Genomic DNA, 21,761 nt, shown 5'->3' on the forward strand with positions numbered 1-21,761 from the left:
GCCGTGGCCCGCCCGACAGCGGTTATTTCAGTACCTGCGCGATCTTCTGATTGGCCTGTTGCAACGCTACCTGCGCCGGCATCTGATCCATCAGCGCCAATTGCAGGTAGTCGCCGAGGATGCTTTCCACTTCCTGCCAGTTGCGGATGCGCGGACGCGCTTTGCCTGCTTCCAGCGCGGCCAGTTGCGCCGGGTACCAGCGGTACTTCTGCACCACCTGCGCATCCTGATACACGCTGCGGCGGGTTGGCGGCAGACCCAGTTCCAGCGCCAGCGCTTTCTGGTTTTCGGCGCTGGTCAGGTAGCTCAGGAATTGCTGCGCCAGTTCGCTGTGCTGGCTGTTTTTGGCGACGGCCATCTGCCAGATGCCGAGCATAGGCGACGGACCGGCGGTCTGCCCCGGCGCCGGTTGCAGCGTCATGTTGCCGACCACTTTGGATTTGGCGGCGTCGTCCAGCGTGGACGCCCAGGCCGGCCACACTTCGATCGCCATCGCCGCTTTACCCTGCTCCATTGCCTGACGCACGTCGGCGGCGTTGTACACTTCCACCCCGGTGGGAGCGAATGCCTTCAGCGCCTTCAGGGTATTGAGCGCCTGCAACGCCTGCGGCGAATCCAGCGACGCTTTGCCGTTAGTGATCACGTTGCCGCCGTAGGCCCACAGCATCGGCATAAAGCCGGAAACAATCGGGTTGCCCTTCATGCCGCGGAACACCACGCCGGAGACGCCCGGTTCCTGCTGTTGCAGGGTTTTTGCATCGCTCAGCACCGCGTCCCAACTGGCGGGCGCTTTGAGCTGGTGTTTGTCGAACAGGTCCTGACGGTAGGCGAACATCGCTACGTTGCCGACCACCGGCAGGCTATAGACCGGACCGCCGTTTTCCGGCACGCGCGAAACGTTCAGCACCGCCGGAATGAAGTCGCTGCTTTGCAGGCTGTCCGGCAGCGGCTGGATCCAGCCGTTACCGGCGAATTCCGGGCTCCAGCTGTCGTCCATCAACATCAAATCGTAGGCTGAGGCGTTTTCCCGCAGGGAAATCACCAGTTTTTCATACAGGTTGGCGTAGGGCAGCTTCAGCAGTTCGATCTGCTTGCCGGGATGCTGTTGCTGAAAGCGGGCCAGCGTACTGTCGAGCGCCTTGCCGTAAACGTCATCGCGCCCGGCAATCACCAGGTCGGCGGCTTGCGACGCCATGCTGCACGCCAGACCGGCGGCGAGCAGCAGGCGGGAAAGGGTTTTCTTGCTGTGCGGTTTTGCTGTCAGAGTGGTGTTGCCAAACGGTTTTTGGCTAAACGTGTTTTTGCCAAACATGGTTCTTTTGCCAAACATAGTGAGCGCCTTTTGTCAGGAGTGCATACGTTTGCACAGGCGCTATCTTTGGCGACGAGGATGACAGAAACATGAAAGCAGGATGAACAATCCAAGATGCGGAGGTGACAATCGGAAGCCGGATACCGGCTTCCGTGATGATGTCAGCCTTTTTTCGGCATGCGGGCAAAGCTCACCATCAACTGGACGCCGTTAATCAGCACCAATAGCGCGGTGACCAGGAACACCCAGCGGTAACCCAGCGTGGCGGAAACGGTGGAACCGAGCAGCGGCCCGACCACGTTGCCGAGATACATGCAGGATTGGTTATAACCAAAAATACGCCCGGTCACCTGCTGGCTGCTGTATTTCACCAGCAGCGCCTGCACCGCCGGCATCAGCGCGCCGTCGGCGAAACCCAGCGCGAAGCGCAGGATGCCGAGCTGGACCGAACTTTGCACCGCCGACATCAGGAAGAACAGCAACGCGCACAGAAACAGCGCCACGATCAGCACTCTCTGAGAGCCGATGCGATCGCCGAGACGTCCGAGGCGCGGTGCGGACAACAGCGCCGAGACGCCGGGCACGGCGGCGATGACGCCGCTGATAAACGCGATGTTTTCGATGTTGGGAGAGAGGTCGCGGATGAACAGCGTCAGTATCGGGCTGATGGAACCGTTCGCCATCTGGATCATCATGGTGGTGAAACACAGGCTGACAATCAGCAGCGGATAAGGCAGCGAGGCGAATACCGCCCGGCCGCTGAGCTGCGCTTTTTTGCTGACGGTAATGGCGTTTTCACGGATGGCGAACAGCGTAATGAGAAAGCAGATAAACAGCATGGCGGAGGTGACGAAAAACACCATGCGCAGACCGATGGTATCAGCCATGAAGCCGCCGAGCAGCGGGCCGATCAGCACTCCCGCCACCTGCCCGGTGGACAGCGTACCAAGCGCCCAGCCGCTGCGGCTGCGCGGCACCTGCGAGGCAATCAGCGCCATGGCGTTGGGAATGTAGCCGGAGGTCAGCCCCATCAGCGCGCGCAGAAAAAACAGCTGCCAGACGTTGGTGGCCATGCCTTGCAGCCCCATGACCAGCGACATGCCGAGCGCGGCGCGCAGCAGCATCAGCTTGCGGCCTTTACGGTCGGCCAGGCTGCCCCACAGCGGCGCGACAATCGCCGAAATCAGAAACGAGGAGCTGAACACCAGCCCGGACCACAGATTGAGCGCGGTGTGATCGCTAACGCCCAGATGTTCGATGTAGAGCGGCAGGAACGGCAGTATCTGGCTCATGGCCATGCCGGTAAAAAAACATCCCAGCCAGGCGGAGAAAAGGTTGAGTTTCCAGGTTTCCATAGGGCAGGTTTTTACGTCGTCAGTGAAAGGCCGGGTCGCTCCCGCGCCAGTGCCACGCTGAATTACGCGACACCGCTAGTATGGCCGCTTTTGTCTTAGCCGGGAAATAATTTTATATATCAAAGAATAATCCAACCCCGGTGATTGATGTGTTTTTGGTTGCAAGGAAATGATGTTAATTCAGACGGTTGAACGGGGCGTGTTATCCGGCTGGATTGGAAAAGCAAAACGCCATTCTGAATTTTTTGTGATTTGAGTCACAAAAGTATTGCGTCCGAATTCAACAAAACGTACAATCTTTTACCAGAAAGTTCACAAATCATTCATTAACCAAGGTGATCGACGTGCGTAAATTCCTGAAAAAACTTCTGGTCGCTTACATCAATGCTTACAAAGACATCCCGCCGGGTGCCATGCATTAATTGCCCTTGAGCAGATCAGAATTAATAAGAAGGCCGCTATGACAGCGGCCTTTTTCATGTCTTCGTTTTTTGCTTCGTCGCTTTTACTTCAACTCATGTGTGGTAAAGGCTCATCGTTTTCGCGAATCATCGTCTTACCGACTCAGCGCCTGCGCTATTGCTTCGCCCAACGCGGTCGTATTGCCGCTGCCGCCGAGATCCCGCGTCAACGGCGCCTTTTCCGGCCCCTGTTCCAGCACGCGTTCAATGGCGCTGAGCACCGCCGCGCCGGCGTCGTCATGGCCGAGGTGCTCCAGCATCATCGCCCCGCACCAGATTTGGCCGATCGGGTTGGCGATGCCTTTGCCGGCGATATCCGGCGCCGAGCCGTGTACCGGTTCAAACAGGCTGGGGAAGGTGCGATCCGGATTGATGTTGGCCGACGGCGCGATGCCGATGGTGCCGGTGCAGGCCGGGCCGAGGTCGGACAGAATATCGCCGAACAGGTTGCTGGCGACCACCACGTCAAACCAGTCCGGGTGCAGCACGAAGTTGGCGGTAAGAATATCGATGTGGTATTTGTCCACCTTCACCTCCGGATAGCGCGTACCCATTTCGGCGACGCGGCTGTCCCAGTACGGCATGGTGATGGCGATGCCGTTGGATTTGGTGGCTGAGGTCAGGTGTTTTTTCGGGCGTTTCATCGCCAGCTCGTAGGCGAATTTGAGGATGCGATCGACGCCGACGCGGGTCATCACCGTTTCCTGAATCACCACTTCGCGATCGGTGCCGGCGAACATGGCGCCACCCACGCTGGAATACTCGCCTTCGGTGTTTTCGCGCACGATGTAGAAGTCGATATCGCCGGGTTTGCGCCCGGCCAGCGGCGCTTTCACGCCCGGCATCAGGCGGCAGGGGCGCAGGTTGACGTATTGGTCGAATTCGCGGCGGAACAACAGCAGCGATTGCCACAGCGACACGTGATCCGGCACCACGTCCGGCCAGCCGACCGCGCCGAAATAAATCGCGTCGAAGCCCTTAAGCAGTGAGAACCAGTTGTCCGGCATCATCTTGCCGTGCTGGAGGTAGTAATCGGCGCTGGCGAAATCAAACCATTCCCACTCCAGCCGGATATCAAACAGTTCGGCGGCACGGGCGATCACCCGTACCCCTTCCGGCATCACTTCCTTGCCGATGCCGTCGCCGGGGATGACGGCAATGCGGTAGCGTGGTTGAGACATGGCAACTCCTGAACGGTTTTTCTGATCGATTGCACTTGGGTAACAGAGAGTGTATTTACTCTGTTCGATGTAAACAATTTCGCTTCCGGTAAAGGCATTGTTGAATAAAAGAGAAGAATGAATGAGTGCAATCGACGATTTGCTGTTCTTCAGCCGTATCGCCGCGCTCGGCAGCCTGACGGCGGTAGCGCGCGAAAGCGGGCTGTCGCTGCCGGCCGTCAGCAAACGCTTGACGCAACTGGAGCAACGGCTGGGGGTACAGTTAATCAGGCGTACCACCCGGCGGCTGGATTTGACGCCGGAAGGGCAGTTGTACGCCGACGGCGCGTTGCCGATTCTGCATGAAATCGAGGAACTGGAAAGTCAGGTACGCCGCAACCAGCTAACGCTACGCGGGCGGCTGACCGTCAACGCGTCGTTCGGTTTCGGCCGTCGCCATATCGCGCCGCTGATTTCCGCTTTCGCCCGCCAGCACGGCGAGCTGGAAGTGCAGCTACAGCTTACCAGTCAGCCGCTCAACATGCTGGACGCCGGCGTGGATATCGATATTCGTTTCGGCGCGCCGCCGGACTCCCGGCTGGTGGCGCATCGGTTGATGGAAAATCCGCGCGTGCTGTGCGCAGCGCCGGCGTATCTGACGCGCTGCGGTACGCCGCAGACGGTGGCGGAGCTGGCCGGGCACAACTGTCTGGTGTTGCGTCAGTACGAGAGTGATTACGGCCTATGGCGTTTCTACCGCGACGGCCGTGAGTTTACCCATCGCGCTTTCGGCAATCTTTCCGCCAACGACGGCGAGGTGATCATGCGCTACGCGCTGGACGGGCACGGCATTATCCTGCGTTCGCTGTGGGATGTGCGCCCCTGGCTGGCCAGTGGTGAATTAGTGGCGCTGTTGCCGGACTACATCATGCCGGAAGCGGACATTTACGCGGTCTACCAGCAGCGTCGGCATGTGCCGGCGCGCATTTCGGCGTTTATCGCCTGGCTGAAACAGCAGTTGCTGCAAGGGGAAGCGGAAAACAGTTAACGCCTCCCCGGCGGGGAGGCGAAAGGCATTACTGGCGCACCAGACGGCCGGTAGCGGCTTCGGTTTCGAAATCGCTGCGGAACGGGTTGATGTCCAGGCCGCCGCGGCGGGTATAGCGGGCGAACACGGTCAGTTTCTCCGGCCGGCAGTAGCGTTTGAGGTCATTGAAGATACGCTCGACGCACTGTTCGTGGAATTCGTTGTGCTGGCGGAATGAAATCAGGTAACGCAGCAGCGCTTCCCGGTCGATTTGCCGGCCTTCGTATTTGATCACCACGCTGCCCCAGTCCGGCTGGTAGGTGACCAGACAGTTGGATTTCAACAGGTTGGAGCACAGGGTTTCCGCAACCAGAGGCGCGTTGTCGCGCACCGCGTGCTGCAGATAATCCGGGTTGAAGCCGTAATCGTTCACTTCGATGTCCAGCTCGTCGATGTTGATGCCGGGCAGGGTATCGATCTGCGCCGGATAACCGGTCAGGCCCGGGTACAGGGTGACCTTGACGTCGCCGTTGGCGGCGGCGGACAGATCCTTGATCAAGGTGGCGTGCACTTCGCCGATATCGCGAAAGCGGGTCTGGTTGAAGCTGTTAAGGTACAGCTTGAACGATTTGGACTCGATCAGGTTTTCCGAACTGGCCGGGATGATGAATTCGGCGATGCCCACCAGCGGCTTTCCTTTGTGATTGAGCCACGACAGCTCGAAGGCGGTCCACAGATCGTAGCCGTCAAACGGCAGGTCCGCCCCGGTCAGACCGACCAGATCGCGCCCACGAGCGCGCGGCAGCGCTTCCAGTAGCGCCGGGTCGTATTTGTCCGGGTAGCTGGAGCGCACCCCCAGATGGGTAATGCTATCGTTTTCTGTAATATGCATATCGCTCAGTTCCTTGCTGGTACGGCATGAATGTATTTTCTGAACAGCCTGCGGGTACCGTAAATAGGGCCGACGCCCAACACCGCATAGACCACTTTGATCAGAAATTGCGACAGGATCATGGTGCGGATCACGTCAAAACTCAGCACATTATAAAACGCGATGGTGCAGAAAATCACACTGTCGACGGCGGAGGCGGTGACCGTACTGGTGATCACGCGGATAAACAGGTAGCGGGACTTGGTCAGAATCTTGATTTTGTGCAGCACCCAGGCATTGATGTTTTCGGAGATCAGGTAGGCCAGCGATGAGGCCACCAGCACCGCCATCATGCTTTCCACGATGCCGCTGTAGGTCTTGCTGTATTCCCATTCCGGCAGGCCGGGGATCAGGCTGGTGACCCACAGCCCGAGTACAAACGCCAGATGGAAGAAAAATGCGATGAGGATGGTGCGGCGCGCCAGCCGCAGCCCATAAAATTCATTCAGGATATCCACCAGAATAAAGGTCAGCGGATAGACGAAAACGGCAGGCGGCACCACCAGATTCAGGGCCGGAATAAATATCGGTTTGACGCCGCTGACGGTGGAAAAAATATAGATAACGCAAAGCGCGGCGGTAATGATGAGGTACGCCAGCCAGGATCGTTCGTTTCTGTCGCTGATGTCGTAGGCGGTGGTGATGTCTTTGCCGGAATAGAGTTTTTTGTACAGGGCGTTGAGTTCGTGCCGGCTCAGATCATCGGATATTTCACTGTCGACCAGTTCCTTGAGATCCATGTGGATCATCTTGCCGGTCGATAACACCATGATATTCGCTGATAATTCGCCGCTGTGGTTAAACCCCAGCAGCTTGAATTTCCTGTTTGCATCCATTTATATCCTTTCCTCTATGATATATCCCAGCAGGACTGTGTCCTCGGGGCGTTTTCTGTCCGCCATGTCCGGCGAATCCGGGATGTCGACAAAAAATCCCGTGGCAGGAGAGTGACAGAGTATCGGCGTATTCGGCACCAGCGCAGGCGGCCGTCGGATGATGAGCAGCGCGCCGGGGGAGAAGGCGTCGCCAATCGGCGACTCGATCTGTACCGCCACCATGTTGGCTTCTTCTCCGAAGAAATAGGTCAACGGATACTGAACCGATAACTGACCAATCTTATGCTGCCGTGCCAACAACAGTTGCGACTGCGGAATGATGGGAATCGCCGCCGGGTTTTTGTTGCCTTCAAAAGAAACGGTATTGTTCAGGCGCTCGACCTTTTCCAGATCGTAATCTTCGATTTCCTCACAGGACACGCCGAAGAAATCGGAAATGCGATTGATGGTGGATTGCTGAACCTTGTTTACCCTACCTTCAAGAATTTTGTAGATAGTGGTACGCGTTACCCCGGTACGGTTAGAAAACGAGGCTTTGGTTTCGCCTCTGGTACGCATCAGATATTCAATATTTTTAATGATATTAGTTTTGCGCTGAGCATTCGTTGTTTTCATGGTCATCCCTTCTCAGGTCAGTTCTCAGACAGGTTCATCTTACGATAAAGCCTTACGTTCACCTATCCCGCCGGCAAGAAAAAAATCGGCAACCACGGCGCGTAGCGAGCATTTACGACGGAAAAAACGGGCGGGGTAGTGTGAACTTATTCAATTAATTGGTGGTTGTTGTAATGGCGCCATTAAAAATAGACACTAAAGATCATAATATGTCCATTAATCTGTTGACTTGACTGTTTTTATTGCTATAACGTTTAGAAAAATTAATTAATCTGTGTGATACAGACAATTTACTATAAACATAAAATATAGTTAACAAACTAATTGGTTGTTTCTGACGTCGCTGACGCAGACTGCCATCTATCCGACACCAGGGAACCCAGAACGGACGCTAGCAGAGAGGTGAGAAAATAAGGGAGCGTCATTATCGATGACACACGCCGACGACGCTGCGCTTTGACGCAGCGTTGGCGTTTCTGAGGCTGTTTGCCTCCAGCCAAATCAATCACACGTCCGGTCACATCGCTGGCTGGAGTAGGTTGTAACAGGCTTTATCCGACTGCCGCCCGACAATGGCGCTGGCTATTTCCCCCTTGATGACCCGCCAACCCGATTCGACACTCCGCTCTCGGTATAAATATCGGTATTCGGTATATCGGCATAAAGAACGACGAGGAGGTCCGCGCCGACCTGATGCCGGCGCGGAACGAGGCGTTATTATCGTTGGGAGATTATTGCGGCGTTTCCGTCAGCGTAATCGCGTCGTACATCACCATGCCGCCCAGCAGCTCCAGCGTGATGCGGTTGCCGCCCTGCTGCAGCGCGCCCGCGGGCAGCGGTATATGCGCTTCATGGTAGCGACCGCTTTGCATCGCGCCCCTGTAGATGGCCTTGTCGTTGTCGTACTTCAGCGTAGTCAGCAACTGACCATTGAGTTTCACCGCCAGTTGCGGCGAACTGGCCGGCGTGGTCATACCGCTGTTGCTGGCGGCGGCGATGGCGATATTCAGGGTGTAAGGCTGCTCGGGCGTGCGGGTGTTGAACAGAACGTGCCAGCTGCCGGGCTGGGTCTGGGCGTAGTACCAGTCCTTGCGTTCACGACTTTTGCCGATCTCGAAGGTCAGGTTGGCCGGCACCTCGGTTTGCCAGCGATACAGGCGCGGGCGATCGCCGAAGCGGAATTCGTCGGCCCGGCGGTCGGCCTGACCGATAGCCCACGCCAGCGGCGCGGGACGAGAGGCGTCAATTTGACCGAGCCGGGTTTTCTTGCCTTCCACCTTCACCGTCTGTTGCGCCAGCAGGCCGATTTGCGTGCCGCCATCGGCGTAGGCCGACAGCCGGTATTCGCCCGGCGGCACATTGCGCAGGCTGAAACGGCCGTCCCGATTGGTACGGGCGGTGAACAGGTAACCGGTGGTCTGAATGTCGAAGTTTTCAGTGCTGCTGCTCAGCACCACCGTGGCGTGAGGCGCATCGGTGCGCAGGCGACCGCTGACGGTAGCGCGCTGGCGCGGATAGCGCGCATCGTCCAGCCAGCGGTAAGGCCAACTGGCGCGTTCATGTTCGGCCCGGCGGCTGACGTCCGCCACCAGTTCCCGATCGCTACCCTGATTGATGTACAGCAGCCACGGACCGTAGAGTTTTTCAAAACCCGGCTGCGTCACCATATCCGGGGTGCCGAAATGCGAGCCGGTAAGATAGTTCAGGATAATCGCGTCCTGATGCACCAGCAGTTCCTGCTTCAGCGCGTCACCCGAGTAATACTCGCCGCTGGCGGGCACCATCCAGGCGCCGTAACCGTTGCCCATCACGCCCCAGTAGCGGCTTTCGCGCTGATAACCGGCGAAGTCGTATTTAGAGTAGACGCTGCCGTCCGGCAGTCGCCAGGTTTCATCCTGCACCTTCGGCAACTGCTCCAGTTCGTCGTACAGCAACGGCGTACCGCGCTGGATGCTGTTGAACAGCTCGTTCAGCCGGGTGGCGTCAAAACGGTAAACGTTGCGCAGCTCGCTGACCGTCACCGGCGCAGAGCCGGTGTTGGCGGCCACCACATAACTGTAAAGACCGCTGACGTCGCGGGTCATGATCAGGTGATATTCCAGCCGCAGTTTGCCGTTCTGGTCGTCGATGTAGGCCAGATGCACCTGATCCGGCGTCTGTTTGATGACCTCCAGCCGTTCCGGCACGAATTCGTTGACGCCGCCGGAGTAGTAATCGAGGTAAAAGCTGCGGTTTTTATCCGGATCGCGCGCCGCGCCGGAGAGACGGGAAATCAGGTTGGTGCCGCCTTTCCACACTTCTTTGGCGCTGCCGTCCGCGCCAAAGCGGACTTTCAACAGCCCGTTGTCCAGCGTGCTGTTCATGCCGTCGAGCGTCAGTTTCACCGCGCCCGTCGCCGTCAGCGGCAGCACGAGTGCCAGCGCCAGTAGCGGGGTACGCCATATCTGCAGAGGTTTATTCATGTTGTGCCGTCCGTTGTCATCGTCGTGTTGATGGAGGTGTCCTGCTGGACACAGCCTAGCGCGGCGGTAAACGCCGCTCCTTTGTCGGATGGTCATCTCCGGGCCGAAGGTGGCAGCGGCGCGAAGATCGGCGCGATCGGGATCATATTTGTCGATTTCTGATGCGGCGTGGCCGCGCTCGGGCTATTGGTGGCATAATTCGGTGAAATTTAGTTAATTTTTTTTAAAATCAACACACTATATCGATAAACAATTGAATAACACCCCGGTGCGGTTTTTCGCTATTATGCCTTTCTCTCAAACCTGTACCTGATGGGCGCTATGGAACGTTTTCTGGAAAATACGATGTACGCTGCACGGTGGCTGTTGGCTCCGGTTTATCTGGGGTTGTCGCTGGGATTACTGGCGCTGGCCATCAAGTTCTTTGAAGAAATCTGGCATGTTCTGCCGAACATTTTTTCCATCGCGGAAGCCGATCTGATCCTGACGCTGCTGTCGCTGGTAGACATGACGCTGGTGGGTGGGTTGCTGGTGATGGTGATGTTTTCCGGCTATGAAAACTTTGTGTCGGCGCTGGATATCGCCGAGCACAAGGAGAAGCTGAACTGGCTGGGCAAAATGGACGCCAGCTCGCTGAAAAATAAAGTGGCGGCGTCGATCGTGGCGATTTCGTCCATCCACCTGCTGCGGGTGTTCATGGATGCCAAGAACGTGCCGGACAACAAACTGATGTGGTATGTGATCATCCACCTGACTTTCGTGCTGTCCGCCTTTGTTATGGGCTATCTGGACTGGCTGTCCCGCCACGAACATCATACCCATCACAGCGCCGACAAGGCTCATGATAAGCATTGATAACCATAAGCATTGATAACCTACGTTGCTGATGTGAACGACGCCCCCGGCCGACCGCCGGGGGCGTTTTTTTCGCCGGTCTGGCGCAGAGCCGGACGTCAGAGGGCGAGCACTTCCACCAGACAGCTCATGGCGTTGGGGCCCTGCGTCAGCGGCGAGGTGCCCATGTCGCGGGTCAGCACGTTGGCGTTGCCGGATTGTTCCACCGGGTGCCATTGCGCCTGCCCGAAGCCCGGATCAAACCAGGCGCCGGTCGCCATGATCACCACGCCCGGCGTGACGCCGTCAGTCACGTCCACCCCGGCGTAAATGCGCCCGCGTTCGTTGCGTACTTCCACCCGGTCGCCGTGGCGGATGCCGCGCGCGGTTGCGTCTTGAGAATGCATGTACAGCGTTTCGTGACCGGCGGTTTTGTTGGCGGCCACCTGCGGCGTGCAGCCGAGCTGGCTGTGCAGCCGATCGGCCGGCTGGATGGAGATAAAGTGCAGCGGCCAGCGCTGCGTCTCCGTCGCGCCCAGCCATTCCACCGGCGGTTGCCACTGCGGATGGGGGGCGAAATCCGGGTAGCGGTAGTCGGCGATGGTGCTGCTGAATAGCTCTATCCTGCCGCTGGGCGTGCTCAGCGGATACCGCGCCGGGTCGCGGCGGAACTCTTCGAAAAACACGAACGGCTGGTCGTCCATCGGAATGTCGACATATCCCTGTTGCCAGAAACGGTCAAAATCGGGCCACGGCTCGCCCGCCGCCCCCTGACGCTCCCGGCAGGCGAGGTACATCGATTCCAGCCACTGCCGCTCGGTACGGCCGTCGTGGGTGAAGGCGTCGCCGTAACCCAGGCGCTGGGCCAGTTCGCTGAAGATGTCGTAGTCGTGACGCGCCTGATGCTGCGGCGCGATCGCCTGATGCATGGCGAACACAAACCGGTCGCGCGAAGAGCCGCCCACATCGTTTCTTTCCAGCGATGTGGTGGCGGGCAGCACGATATCCGCCATCTGCGCCGCTGCGGTCCAGACGATGTCCTGCACGATGACGGTATCCGGCCGCCGCCAGCCTTCCACCAGCCGGTTGAGCTGCTGGTGGTGGTGGAACGGGTTGCCGCCCGCCCAGTGAATCAGGTGGATATCGGGATAGGTGCGGTTCTCGCCGCAGAAGGTGTACGGTTCGCCGGGGTGCAGCAGCATGTCGGCGATGCGCGCCACCGGTATCGACTGACCGGGATTGGGGACCGACGGCGAAGCGGGGGCAGGGGACGTCATGCGTTCATTGCCGACGCTGTTCATCGAGCCGTGGCCGAAGGAGAAACCTCCGCCCGGCAGCCCCACCTGGCCGAGCATCGACGCAAGGGCGATCATCATCCAGTAGGGTTGCTCGCCGCGATGCGCGCGTTGCACCGAATAGGAACAGGTAATAAAGCTGCGCACGCCGATCAGTTGCTGAGCCAGCTTTTCGATGCGCGCGGCCGGGATGCCGGTGATGGCGCTGGCCCATTGCGGCGTCTTGGCGATGCCGTCGGTGCGGCCGTTTAGGTAGTCGTGCAACTGCGGGTAACCGACGCAGTGGCGATCGAGAAAATCGCGGTCCTCCGCGCCCAATTGCTGGATCTGGTAGCCCAGCGCCAGCATCAGCGCCACGTCGGTATTGGGGCGGATCGGGATCCACTCGGCGTCGACGAACGCCGGGCAGTCATCGCGCATCGGGCTGATGTTGATCACCGGGATGCCGCGCGCCACCAGTTTTTCCAGCGCCGGTTTCAGCGTGTGATGCCCGGCGCCGCCGGAAGCTATCTGCGCGTTTTTCAGCGCCAGCCCGCCGAAGGCGAGGAACAGCTCGCAGTGATCCGCCACGCTGCGCCACTCGGTGACTTTGCCGGTCAGCGGATGGAAGGTGCCGATCACATACGGCAGGAAGAATTGCGCCGCCCCCCAGCTGTAGTTGCCGGCTTGATCCACCGCGCCGCCGCCGGAGAAATAGAAACGCCGCACCTGCGAGCGGGCATGATGAAAACGCCCGGCGGACGACCAGCCGTACGAGCCGGCGAACAGGCCGTCGGCGCCGTAGCGGTCGCGCACGCGGCGGTTTTCTTCCGCCACCAACTCCAGCGCCAGATCCCAGTCCACCTCGACGAACGGTTCCTTGCCGCGCAGCGTGCGGTCGCTGTTTTCGCGTTTCTCCAGCCAGGAACGGCGCACCGCCGGTTTGCGGATACGCTTGTCGGAATAAACCAGCGGCACGATGGAGTCGAGCATCGGCGACGGATCCGGATCGCCCGCAAACGGTTCGCAGCGGATAAGCCGGCCGTCTTCGACGACCGCAGTGAATGCGCCCCAGTGGGCCAGGTGTGGATAGCGCCTGATTGTCATAGCATCCTGAATAGATAGCTTGTTATTTATTTGCATCATACAAGTCTGCTTCGGGGCGGACCAGCCGGCCCTTATGCCAATCGGATATGTGTTATATCGGGCAACAGCGGCGTTGCCGCCCTGTGATACAGTCTGTGTTGTGTGCGATCCACGGAGACGATGAGCCATGCACCGACTTCCGCCCCTGCCGGCGCTGCGGGCTTTTCTGGCCGCCTGTCGGGCGGGCAGTTATACCGCCGCCGCCGAAGAACTGAATGTCACCCACGGCGCCATCAGCCGCCAGATCCGTATTCTGGAAAGCTGGTTGGGGCAGACGCTGTTTGTGCGCGCCGGCCAGTGCATGGTGCCGACGCTGCATGCGCAGGCGTTCGCCAAAGAGATGAACGACGTGCTGGCGGTGATGGATGAAGCGGCCCGCCGTTATGGGCGCGGCGAAGCTACCCAGGTGCTGCGCATCAGCGCGCCCGCCACCTTCACCATGCGCTGGCTGGCGCCGCGGCTGCCGGCGTTTTATCAGGCCAATCCCGGTACGCTGATTCAGATTCACACCGCGACCACCCAGCAACTGGCGATGACCAGCGGCTTTGATCTGGTGATTCGTCTTGGCGTGTTCAACAGCGATCGCTTCAGTGCGCTGCCGTTCATGCAGGAGCATTACACCTTGCTGGCCGCGCCATCGCTGCTGGCCCGCCAGCCGATCGCCACGTTGGCGGCGGTAGCGAACCACACGCTGCTCGACACCGAAACCCGGCCTGGCTTCTGGTCGCAGTTGTTCGATCTGGGCGGGGTGGTCGATCCCGGCACGCTCAACTGGCTGCGTTTTGATCACTTCTATGTCACGTATGCCGCGTTGATCGACGGGTTGGGCGTCGGGCCGGGGCCGCTGCCGCTGCTGGCGCGCGATGTGGCGCTAGGTCGGCTGGCGGCGCCCTTGCCGGATCTGCGCATCGCCGAGCGCACCTACTATTTGCTGACGCCGGCCGGGCTTGCGAAAACCCGGCTGCATTACCGTTTTGAGCGCTGGCTGCTGGAAGAAGGGGCGACCCCGGATGGTGTCTGACTGGCACTAATGCCTGACCACGCTGGCGTCTGGCTCACATAACTGTCATGCATCAGCGTTACCGTGGGGCGAAATGACTGAATTAAGGAGGCGGTAACTATGAATTATGTGCAGGAAATGCGTCAGTTGATCGGGCATCGCCCGCTGCTGCTGGCCGGGTCTAACGTGATTATGCTTAATGCGCGCCGACAGGTGCTGCTGCAGCATCGGCTGGAGGGCGTCTGGGGATTGCCCGGCGGCCTGCTGGAATTGGGCGAGTCGCTGGAAGAGGCGGCGATTCGGGAAGTGCGTGAAGAAACCGGGCTGCAACTGAACGCGCTTGATTTTCTGAAGGTGTTCTCCGGTCCCGATCACTTTTTTACGTTGCCTAATCAGGATCAGATCTATGTGATTACCGCCCTGTATGTTTCCCATAGCTGGCAGGGCGACATCGTGGTGGATAAAACCGAATCGCGGGATGTGCGTTTCTTTGATCTTCAGGCATTGCCGCCGCTGGGCGATGAGTACCGCGAATACCTTGATTATTTTCTGTCATTGCCGTTATTACCATCGTCGTCGCGTTAGTGCGCAGGCAGCGTTTCCCACAGCAGCGACAGACCGGCGATCAACATCATGCCGTCCACCAGCCGGTTGAACAGGGTGTCGGACAGGCGCAGTACGAAGCGCTTGCCGATGTACACCCCGGCCACCTGCGTCAGCCCGACCATCAACCCGGCCCACAATACCGACAGCGGCAGCGCGCCGACCACGCCGAAGGTGGAGGCTTTGGTCAGATATATCACCAGCGACGCGGCTGATTCGGTCGCCAGCAACGCGCCTTTCAGCAGGCCGTAACCGGCAAACAGCGGCAGCGTCAACGGACCGGTGGAGAACACCACGCCGGTGAGGAAACCGACCACGCCGCCCGCCACCGCCAGCTGGCTGTCGTTCAGGCTGAAGGCGCGCTGCCGGGCCAGATGGCGCAGTGGGATCAGCAGTAGGAAAAACAGACCGATACATAGGCTGGACAGGCGCACCGGCATTGCCCACAGCAGGCTGGCGCCGATTATCGACGCCGGGATGCCGGGCAGACAGTAGCAGCCCAGCGCCCGCAGGTTGATGGCGTTACGCCACAGGATAACTTTGGAAATGTTGCTCATGGTGGCGGCGATCGCCATGACTGGCACCGCCGCCTGCGGGCCGAACGCCCACGCCAGCGCGGGCAGCAGAATGATGGAGCCGCCGGTGCCGACGATGCCGCTGACGCTACCGGCGAACAGGCCGAGAAGAATAATCAGGATGTAGCTCACTACTGACCTCGCTGTGTGGTTTGGTTTGTCTGAAGCGAGCATACCGGTGTGATGGGGGAATATCTCTGACGAAAAAATCACGAATGTGTGAGTTAAATTCACATATCTACTGATGCGAAGACAACGGCCGCAAACGCCTTGACAGTCAATCTTCCGCTCGCATAGGGTGGAAACGGCAGGCGCGGCGGACGGGCGAAATCCGGCCGGCCGACGCCAGTGGCGGTTTTACACACAGCCTGACGTATCCGGTAACGAGAATAATAAACAAGGTGCTGCAACATGAGTCTGACGACGTATCTTGGCAAACAGGTGCTGGGGGTGCTGGCCTGTTACCAACAAGGAAATGTGGTAATTCATATCTGTGGTGTTTATCCACGCGCCGACAACAGCCTGCGGGTATTTTTCCCCAAGGGGCATGAGCTGGCGGTGGGGGATCTGGCGACGGTGCATCTCGACAATCGCACCGGCGTCGATGAGTTTGACGCCAATATTTCGGTGTACCGCGCCTCATACAAGGGGCGGGTGGTCAGCGTAGATGACGACTGGGTGATTCTGGCGCCGCGCGAGTGCCAGTTGTTGCATGGTTTTACGCCGGTGGTGGATGTCCGCGAGCCGGGCTATGTGTTCCCGACCGATCTTCGGCCGGAACGACCGGTGCCGTTTACCCCAATGACCGCGCTGCCGGATACCGAACGCAAAGACTTTACCAATAAGGTCGGCGTATTGGTGACGATGGCGGAAGAGCAACCGCACACCACGGTGCTGGCGTTCCTCTCCTCGGTGGAAGACGATATTTTCCTGATTACCTTCCCGGAAACGTTTAAATCCAAACTGCTCAAACGTAACCCGCACTGCTTTTTCGCCATGGATGAGCGCTCGCACTACACCTTTGAACGTTCCATCGAATGGAATTACACCCTGATTGAAGGCGATGCTTACCTGATCGACCCGGCAACGCCGTTGTTTGAGGATGTTCGCCACGCGTTCATCAATAAGAACCCGTGGGAAATGGCGTTTTTCCTGCGGCCCAATCTGGAGATGTACCATATCAAGAGCAGGCAGCTGGTTTGTCCCGGCTCACGCCAGCCTATCGGCGACGCGTGAAATAATGCAGTCTGATAATATCGACTGACGCCCTGCGAATGTGGGGCGTTATTTTATTCGCCGTCGAAAATAGAAACTATTAAAACGCTATTTCTGTTTTATGATTTCTTTTAATAACTGCTTTATAAGCAGTGTGTTATCTATTTTAAATTCGATGGTTGAAATGGTATTGGGCTAATATCGCGCGTTACGCCGTTCTTTTTTTATATTAATGGTGTTTATTTATGATGAACCGGCGCTGCACCCATTATCATCGGGAGGGCGTTTCTTTATTAATCGACAATAAAACCAACGACGGGCAGTAAAACGTCAGGATAGGGTTCGATATCATGGGTGTTTGGCATGGTTGTTTACCATGGTTGTTTGCCCCGCTATCTACGGTAATGCTATCTACGGTAGCGATAACGGGGCAGAACGGTGAACGATGTTATTTGAAATCTACCGTCATCAGTTCAGGCACGCTGAACTGACGGGTGGTTTCGACGCACTTGCCCACATATTCGGTAAAGCGCGGCGGGGTTTTCATGCCCAGTTGCAACAGCTTGCGGTTGCTGAACTTGACGTTCAACTGCGCGAACGAACCGTACAGACGCATGGCGCGCAGCATCAGGCGTTCGTTGCAGGGGCCGTACAGCTCGCTGAAGCTGCTGCGCAGTTTGATCAGGTCGTGGTAACTCACCTGACGGTAGGCCTCGCCCATCGGCGGGCGCGACGACGCCTGCGCCATCGCCAGATCCACTTCGCTGAAACTCACGCTGGAGGCTTCGCCGGCGGAAATATGGTAGATATCGTCGACCGCCTGCTCGGCGTGCAGCAGCATCAGAATAGCTTCAGCGCAGAAATCCACCGGGATAACATCGATTTTGTCATCCAGCGAGCACATGAATCTCTGGAGTTTCATCGCCATCTCGAACACCCAGTAGATACTGCTGGACGGCTTACAGCCCAGATGGGAATGGCCGACGATGATCGACGGGCGCACAATCAGCAGCGGCATGGCCGGGCAGTGCTCGCGCATCAGGTTTTCGATAGTGGCTTTGGACAGGGTGTATTCGACGATGTGCGATTTTTCCGTATCCAGCAGGTCGGATTCTTCCACCACTTCGTCCTGATCCGGCACGCAGGACATCGCGGTGCCGATCTGGATGAATTTTTGCAGCGATTTAACCTGGCTCATGCGTTTGGCAAAGGCCAGCGTGCCTTCCACGTTCACTTTCCAGATCAGCGGATTGCTGCCAAAAGAGGCGATCGCCGCGCTGTTGATGACGTGGGTGACGCTGTCCAGCGCTGGATGCTGAAGAAAAGATTCAGGTTCAGCCAAATCGCCGACAATAATATTGTCTTCCGTCAGACGGGATAATGATTTTTCCGAAATATCAAATTTTCGCAGGTTATTTAGGATTCGTTTAAGTCCGTCCTGTTTATTTTCGGCTCTGACCAACATAAACATATTTTCAATTTGCCTGTCCTGTAGCGCTTTTTCCATCACAGCACCGCCCAGGAAGCCTGTTGCTCCGGTGATGAGTATTGTTTTCATGATGTTAAGACCATTTTTATGTAAATAGGGAGGTGCTGTCTGAATTGTGCCCAGACACTGCGGCGGTATTCTATTTCAGTGGGTTTTCAGTTTTCAATTTTCCGGCCGGCTTTTCTTCTTTTGTTGTCGTTCCGTTTAGCCTTTTGTGCTTTCATGATTTTTTATAATTATTTCAAATTGTTTTTTTGCTGTGCGGAGATTCATTTAGTTATTCAGTTGTTACTTGCTAAATGATGGGTTTAGCTGCATAGCCGTACGCGGCGAAAGCTAATGGCGGGTTGTCATAAAAAATTAATGAAAAACTTTCCGACTGGTGAATCAAATCCGGCGGAGTCCCTTTGTGAAGATAAATGACCAGAATGACCGGTCGCGGCCAACCTGCGGGAGTCGATACGGCGCACTGTCGATATCAGCATTAAGGTTGTTGCCGAGTAACCATCACCTCACTACATCAGCCCATCAGCGCCAATTCGCTGCTCTGAATAAATATTTGCCGTGTTATGGATATCGCCAGCCCATTCTCTGGAAGTGAGCATGGGCTGGCAACAGCATTAAGAAGCAAATTAGAAGGTATAGGTAACGGCAAACGTCCCTTCGCTCTGATTGGCGCGAAACACGATGGGGCTGTTCGAGGCTTTATCGTTCAGGCGGGTATAGCTGCCGCTGAGCGTGGCGGCCCAGTGCGGATCAAACTGATGGGTCCAGAACAGCGAGACGGACTGGCCGTACAGACCGCTTCCGGCCTGATAGACGCGATAGCCGGAGTTCTGGCTCTGCTGCTGGTTGACGCCGTAGAACAGGTTGTTATAGCGGGCGTCGCCGAACAGCAACGTGCCCTGAGCGCCCAGCGTGTCCGATTTGTCCTGGAACAGGATGCTGGTCAGCGATGTCTGGTATTGCACGCCCTGGCTGTCGGTCAGCGGTAGCGTCGCCTTTGCTTCCACCGACAGTTGGTCGGTAAATTGCCAGCCCAGCGCCACGGCGGTGTTCAGCACTCCATCAATTTTGCCCATGCCGCGTAATTTGTCGGAACCAGCCTGAAAAGAGGATTTCTTGTCGGTACGCCCGGGGGCGTAGCCCAACGTGTGCTCAAGATAGAACTGGCCGAACTGCAGGTCATAACCCGCACCTTTGGCGGTGTCGAAAAAGAAGGCGCCCTGACGAGCCTGAATCACCGGCAGCAGATCCGTACGGCGTTCATCCGAGCCGCTGTAGCGCGGCGCATTGTGGGCGGCGAGACCGAGGGTGACGCCATCCTGCTGACCGGGTGCAGCATCGTCGGCCCAACTGATGTTGCTGCCGGCGAAGAAAAAAGTAGCTATATAAAAGGGAATATGTCGCACTATCATCCTGACTGACTCCTTAGACGGGTAAATGTGTTGCCTGCAACAGGCGTATTCGTGCATCCCTGGACGAGAACTGGTTAGTATACGCATCAGCGTCAATGTACTGTCAGCAAATCATGAAGAAATTATCAAGAGAACCACGATGAGTCCGAAACGCATTCTGATAATCGAAGATGACACGGATGCTGCCAGCGTGCTGGAGGCCTACCTGAAACGTGACAATTTTCAGGTTTTGCTGGCGGGAGATGGGCTGAACGGGCTGGATATGGCTCTGCGCCTGAAGCCGGATCTGATCTTGCTGGATGTGATGTTGCCGGGAATGAACGGCACCGAAGTGCTGGCCGCCCTGCGCCGCAAAAGCGACGTGCCGGTGATTATGGTCACCGCGATGGGGGACGACACCGATAAGATCGGCGCGCTACGGTACGGCGCGGACGATTACGTGACCAAACCCTATCATCCCGGCGAGGTGGTGGCGCGGGTGCAGGCGGTGTTGCGGCGCACCTGCGGCGCGATGACGGCCGGACGCTCGTTGACCTTCGGCGCGCTGGAGGTGGATCAGGATGCGATGGTCGCCTCCGTGAGCGATGCGCAGGGCTATCGCCAGCCGCTGGACTTGACGCCGACGGAGTTCAGCCTGCTGGCGACTCTGCTGCGCGCCCAGACCCGCGCGTTTTCCCGCCAGGAGTTGCTGGAGGCGTGTCTGCCGGATAGCGACGCGCTGGAACGGGTGGTGGATACCCATATTTATAATCTGCGCAAAAAGCTGGAGGCGGTCGGCATTGGCGGGGTGTTGCTGACGGTGCGCGCGGTTGGTTACAGGTTCCGTTAGCCATGAATAACCGGTCTCATCTTTCGCTGTGGCGTTGGCTTTGCATCCGCATTTTGTCGCTGGCGATTGGCTCGATAGTGTTAATCGCCACCTGCATGTGGCTGCGGTTTGCCATCTGGAATCTGTGGGTTGTCCATAGCATGCCGGAAGCGGTGCGTCATGAGTTCACCACATTGCAGAGCAACCCCAATCTGAACCGCGCCCGTTACTACGAGATTCTGGATACCTGGTACGGCCCTAAATCTTTCGACCTGTCGATTGCTTCTGAAGATTGGCTGATCCTTTGGGTGCTGGTGCTGGTCGCCATTCCGCTGATTGTGATGTTGGGGCTGTGGGCTGCCCGGCCGCTGTCGGTTCAGTTTAGCCAACTGGCGATGTCGGCGCGCGCGGTGGCGCGCGGGCAGTTCACCACCCGCGCTCGTATGGTGCCGGGCGCGCCGGCGGAGCTGACGTTGCTTACCCGCGATTTCAATGCCATGACGGCTCAACTGGAGCGCTATGAGCGCGAACTGCACGCTTCGCATGTGGCGATGGCGCACGAGCTGCGTTCGCCGCTGACCGCCGCGATGGGGCGGTTGCAGGGCATGCTGGACGGCGTGTTTTCCCCTGACGACCGGCAGTTGCAGATGGTGATGAACCAGATGCTCAACCTCAACCGCCTGATTGAGGATCTGCACTTGCTGTCGATGGTCAGCGCCGGTCAGTTAGCTATCGATAAGACCCGGCTGAACCCGGTGGAGCTGCTGCGCGACCGTATCGCCTGGCTGAAGCCGAATGCCGAAGCGGCCGGTTTTACCATCACGCTGCATGCCGACGAAGAGGGGTATTGCCTGGCGGATCCGCTCCGGCTGGGGCAGGTATTCACCATCCTGATGGATAACGCGCTGCGCTACGCGGTGGAAGGCAAGGCGCAGCGTATTGATGTGGCGCGGCGCGATAATCGCTGGTTGATCCGCTTTCGTGACTACGGCCCCGGCGTGAGCGAGGCATTTCTGCCGTATATTTTCGAGCGTTTTTCCCGCGCCGATACTTCGCGGGCGCGCCATTCAGGCGGCAGCGGGCTGGGGTTGTCGATCGCTCTGGCGATTTGCGAAGCGCTCGGCGGCAGCCTGACGGCGGAAAATCACCCGGAAGGCGGCATGTGTTTTCTTCTCGAACTGCCGGCGGTATGACCTCGTTCAGGGCATGGCGGTTGAGATAAAGCCGATTTTTCAGCGTC

The 21,761-nt window shown here is 58.0% G+C and carries 19 protein-coding genes; 8 read left to right on the forward strand and 11 right to left on the reverse strand.

The features are described 5' to 3' along the window. Nucleotides 1–22 precede the first annotated feature (22 nt). The gene (locus DXX3274_RS05005) at nt 23–1,312 is read right to left on the reverse strand and encodes an ABC transporter substrate-binding protein (RefSeq protein ID WP_050569936.1); all 1,290 of its coding nucleotides are present in this window, start codon (nt 1,310–1,312) and stop codon (nt 23–25) included. Between the two features lie 161 nt (nt 1,313–1,473). Then, nucleotides 1,474–2,667, reverse strand: a complete 1,194-nt coding sequence (locus DXX3274_RS05010) for a multidrug efflux MFS transporter (protein WP_042858905.1) — start codon at nt 2,665–2,667, stop codon at nt 1,474–1,476. Between the two features lie 344 nt (nt 2,668–3,011). Here DXX3274_RS05010 and azuC point away from each other — a divergent pair, with 344 nt between their 5' ends. After that, on the forward strand, nt 3,012–3,089 hold the full coding sequence (gene azuC / locus DXX3274_RS24515) for a stress response protein AzuC (protein WP_224063015.1): 78 nt from the start codon (nt 3,012–3,014) through the stop codon (nt 3,087–3,089). 134 nt (nt 3,090–3,223) lie between these two features. Here the strand turns inward: azuC and DXX3274_RS05015 are convergent, their stop codons facing one another. Continuing rightward, complete coding sequence (locus DXX3274_RS05015) at nt 3,224–4,309, reverse strand: tartrate dehydrogenase (RefSeq protein ID WP_042858906.1); 1,086 nt, start codon at nt 4,307–4,309, stop codon at nt 3,224–3,226. 121 nt (nt 4,310–4,430) lie between these two features. Here DXX3274_RS05015 and DXX3274_RS05020 point away from each other — a divergent pair, with 121 nt between their 5' ends. Further along, on the forward strand, nt 4,431–5,336 hold the full coding sequence (locus DXX3274_RS05020; RefSeq protein WP_042858907.1) for a LysR family transcriptional regulator: 906 nt from the start codon (nt 4,431–4,433) through the stop codon (nt 5,334–5,336). A gap of 28 nt (nt 5,337–5,364) precedes the next feature. Here DXX3274_RS05020 and queF read toward each other — a convergent pair whose 3' ends face one another. From queF to DXX3274_RS05040, 4 genes are all read right to left on the reverse strand, one after another. Continuing rightward, nucleotides 5,365–6,207: an NADPH-dependent 7-cyano-7-deazaguanine reductase QueF gene (gene queF / locus DXX3274_RS05025; RefSeq protein WP_042858908.1), complete on the reverse strand. Its 843-nt coding sequence runs from the start codon at nt 6,205–6,207 to the stop codon at nt 5,365–5,367. A gap of 5 nt (nt 6,208–6,212) precedes the next feature. Beyond that, on the reverse strand, nt 6,213–7,082 hold the full coding sequence (locus DXX3274_RS05030) for a queuosine precursor transporter (RefSeq protein WP_042858909.1): 870 nt from the start codon (nt 7,080–7,082) through the stop codon (nt 6,213–6,215). Further along, entirely contained in the window at nt 7,083–7,697 is a 615-nt protein-coding gene (locus DXX3274_RS05035) for a helix-turn-helix transcriptional regulator (protein WP_042858911.1), read from the reverse strand. A 731-nt stretch (nt 7,698–8,428) separates the two neighbouring features. Then, complete coding sequence (locus DXX3274_RS05040; RefSeq protein ID WP_071603911.1) at nt 8,429–10,159, reverse strand: polysaccharide lyase family protein; 1,731 nt, start codon at nt 10,157–10,159, stop codon at nt 8,429–8,431. A 321-nt stretch (nt 10,160–10,480) separates the two neighbouring features. Here DXX3274_RS05040 and DXX3274_RS05045 point away from each other — a divergent pair, with 321 nt between their 5' ends. Beyond that, complete coding sequence (locus DXX3274_RS05045; RefSeq protein WP_042858912.1) at nt 10,481–11,014, forward strand: TIGR00645 family protein; 534 nt, start codon at nt 10,481–10,483, stop codon at nt 11,012–11,014. A 98-nt stretch (nt 11,015–11,112) separates the two neighbouring features. Here the strand turns inward: DXX3274_RS05045 and DXX3274_RS05050 are convergent, their stop codons facing one another. Beyond that, entirely contained in the window at nt 11,113–13,374 is a 2,262-nt protein-coding gene (locus DXX3274_RS05050; RefSeq protein WP_042858914.1) for a molybdopterin-dependent oxidoreductase, read from the reverse strand. Nucleotides 13,375–13,540: 166 nt separating this feature from the next. On the opposite strand from DXX3274_RS05050, the gene DXX3274_RS05055 reads away from it, so the two are divergent. Together DXX3274_RS05055 and DXX3274_RS05060 are read left to right on the forward strand one after the other, a co-directional pair. Beyond that, nucleotides 13,541–14,434: a LysR substrate-binding domain-containing protein gene (locus DXX3274_RS05055; protein ID WP_042858916.1), complete on the forward strand. Its 894-nt coding sequence runs from the start codon at nt 13,541–13,543 to the stop codon at nt 14,432–14,434. A 99-nt stretch (nt 14,435–14,533) separates the two neighbouring features. After that, nucleotides 14,534–14,998, forward strand: coding sequence for an NUDIX domain-containing protein (locus DXX3274_RS05060; RefSeq protein ID WP_038661725.1), 465 nt, complete (start codon nt 14,534–14,536; stop codon nt 14,996–14,998). Here DXX3274_RS05060 and DXX3274_RS05065 read toward each other — a convergent pair. Further along, a complete protein-coding gene (locus DXX3274_RS05065; protein WP_042858917.1) occupies nt 14,995–15,723 on the reverse strand; it encodes a sulfite exporter TauE/SafE family protein in 729 nt (242 codons plus the stop codon). The two genes, DXX3274_RS05060 and DXX3274_RS05065, sit on opposite strands and share 4 nt — an antisense overlap. Before the next feature lie 279 nt (nt 15,724–16,002). Between DXX3274_RS05065 and DXX3274_RS05070 the strand changes: the two genes are divergently transcribed. Then, nucleotides 16,003–16,827, forward strand: a complete 825-nt coding sequence (locus DXX3274_RS05070; RefSeq protein WP_042858919.1) for a hypothetical protein — start codon at nt 16,003–16,005, stop codon at nt 16,825–16,827. Between the two features lie 427 nt (nt 16,828–17,254). Here the strand turns inward: DXX3274_RS05070 and DXX3274_RS05075 are convergent, their stop codons facing one another. Together DXX3274_RS05075 and DXX3274_RS05080 are read right to left on the reverse strand one after the other, a co-directional pair. Beyond that, nucleotides 17,255–18,364, reverse strand: a complete 1,110-nt coding sequence (locus tag DXX3274_RS05075; RefSeq protein WP_042858920.1) for an SDR family oxidoreductase — start codon at nt 18,362–18,364, stop codon at nt 17,255–17,257. Nucleotides 18,365–18,927: 563 nt separating this feature from the next. After that, entirely contained in the window at nt 18,928–19,713 is a 786-nt protein-coding gene (locus DXX3274_RS05080; protein ID WP_042858922.1) for a MipA/OmpV family protein, read from the reverse strand. A gap of 139 nt (nt 19,714–19,852) precedes the next feature. Between DXX3274_RS05080 and DXX3274_RS05085 the strand changes: the two genes are divergently transcribed. Both DXX3274_RS05085 and DXX3274_RS05090 read left to right on the forward strand, forming a co-directional pair. Continuing rightward, a complete protein-coding gene (locus DXX3274_RS05085) occupies nt 19,853–20,542 on the forward strand; it encodes a response regulator (RefSeq protein WP_042858923.1) in 690 nt (229 codons plus the stop codon). 2 nt (nt 20,543–20,544) lie between these two features. Continuing rightward, complete coding sequence (locus DXX3274_RS05090; protein WP_042858925.1) at nt 20,545–21,714, forward strand: cell wall metabolism sensor histidine kinase WalK; 1,170 nt, start codon at nt 20,545–20,547, stop codon at nt 21,712–21,714. Nucleotides 21,715–21,761 lie beyond the last annotated feature (47 nt).

Origin of the sequence: Dickeya sp. NCPPB 3274 (assembly GCF_000406205.1) — a bacterium.
Classification (GTDB): domain Bacteria; phylum Pseudomonadota; class Gammaproteobacteria; order Enterobacterales; family Enterobacteriaceae; genus Dickeya; species Dickeya fangzhongdai.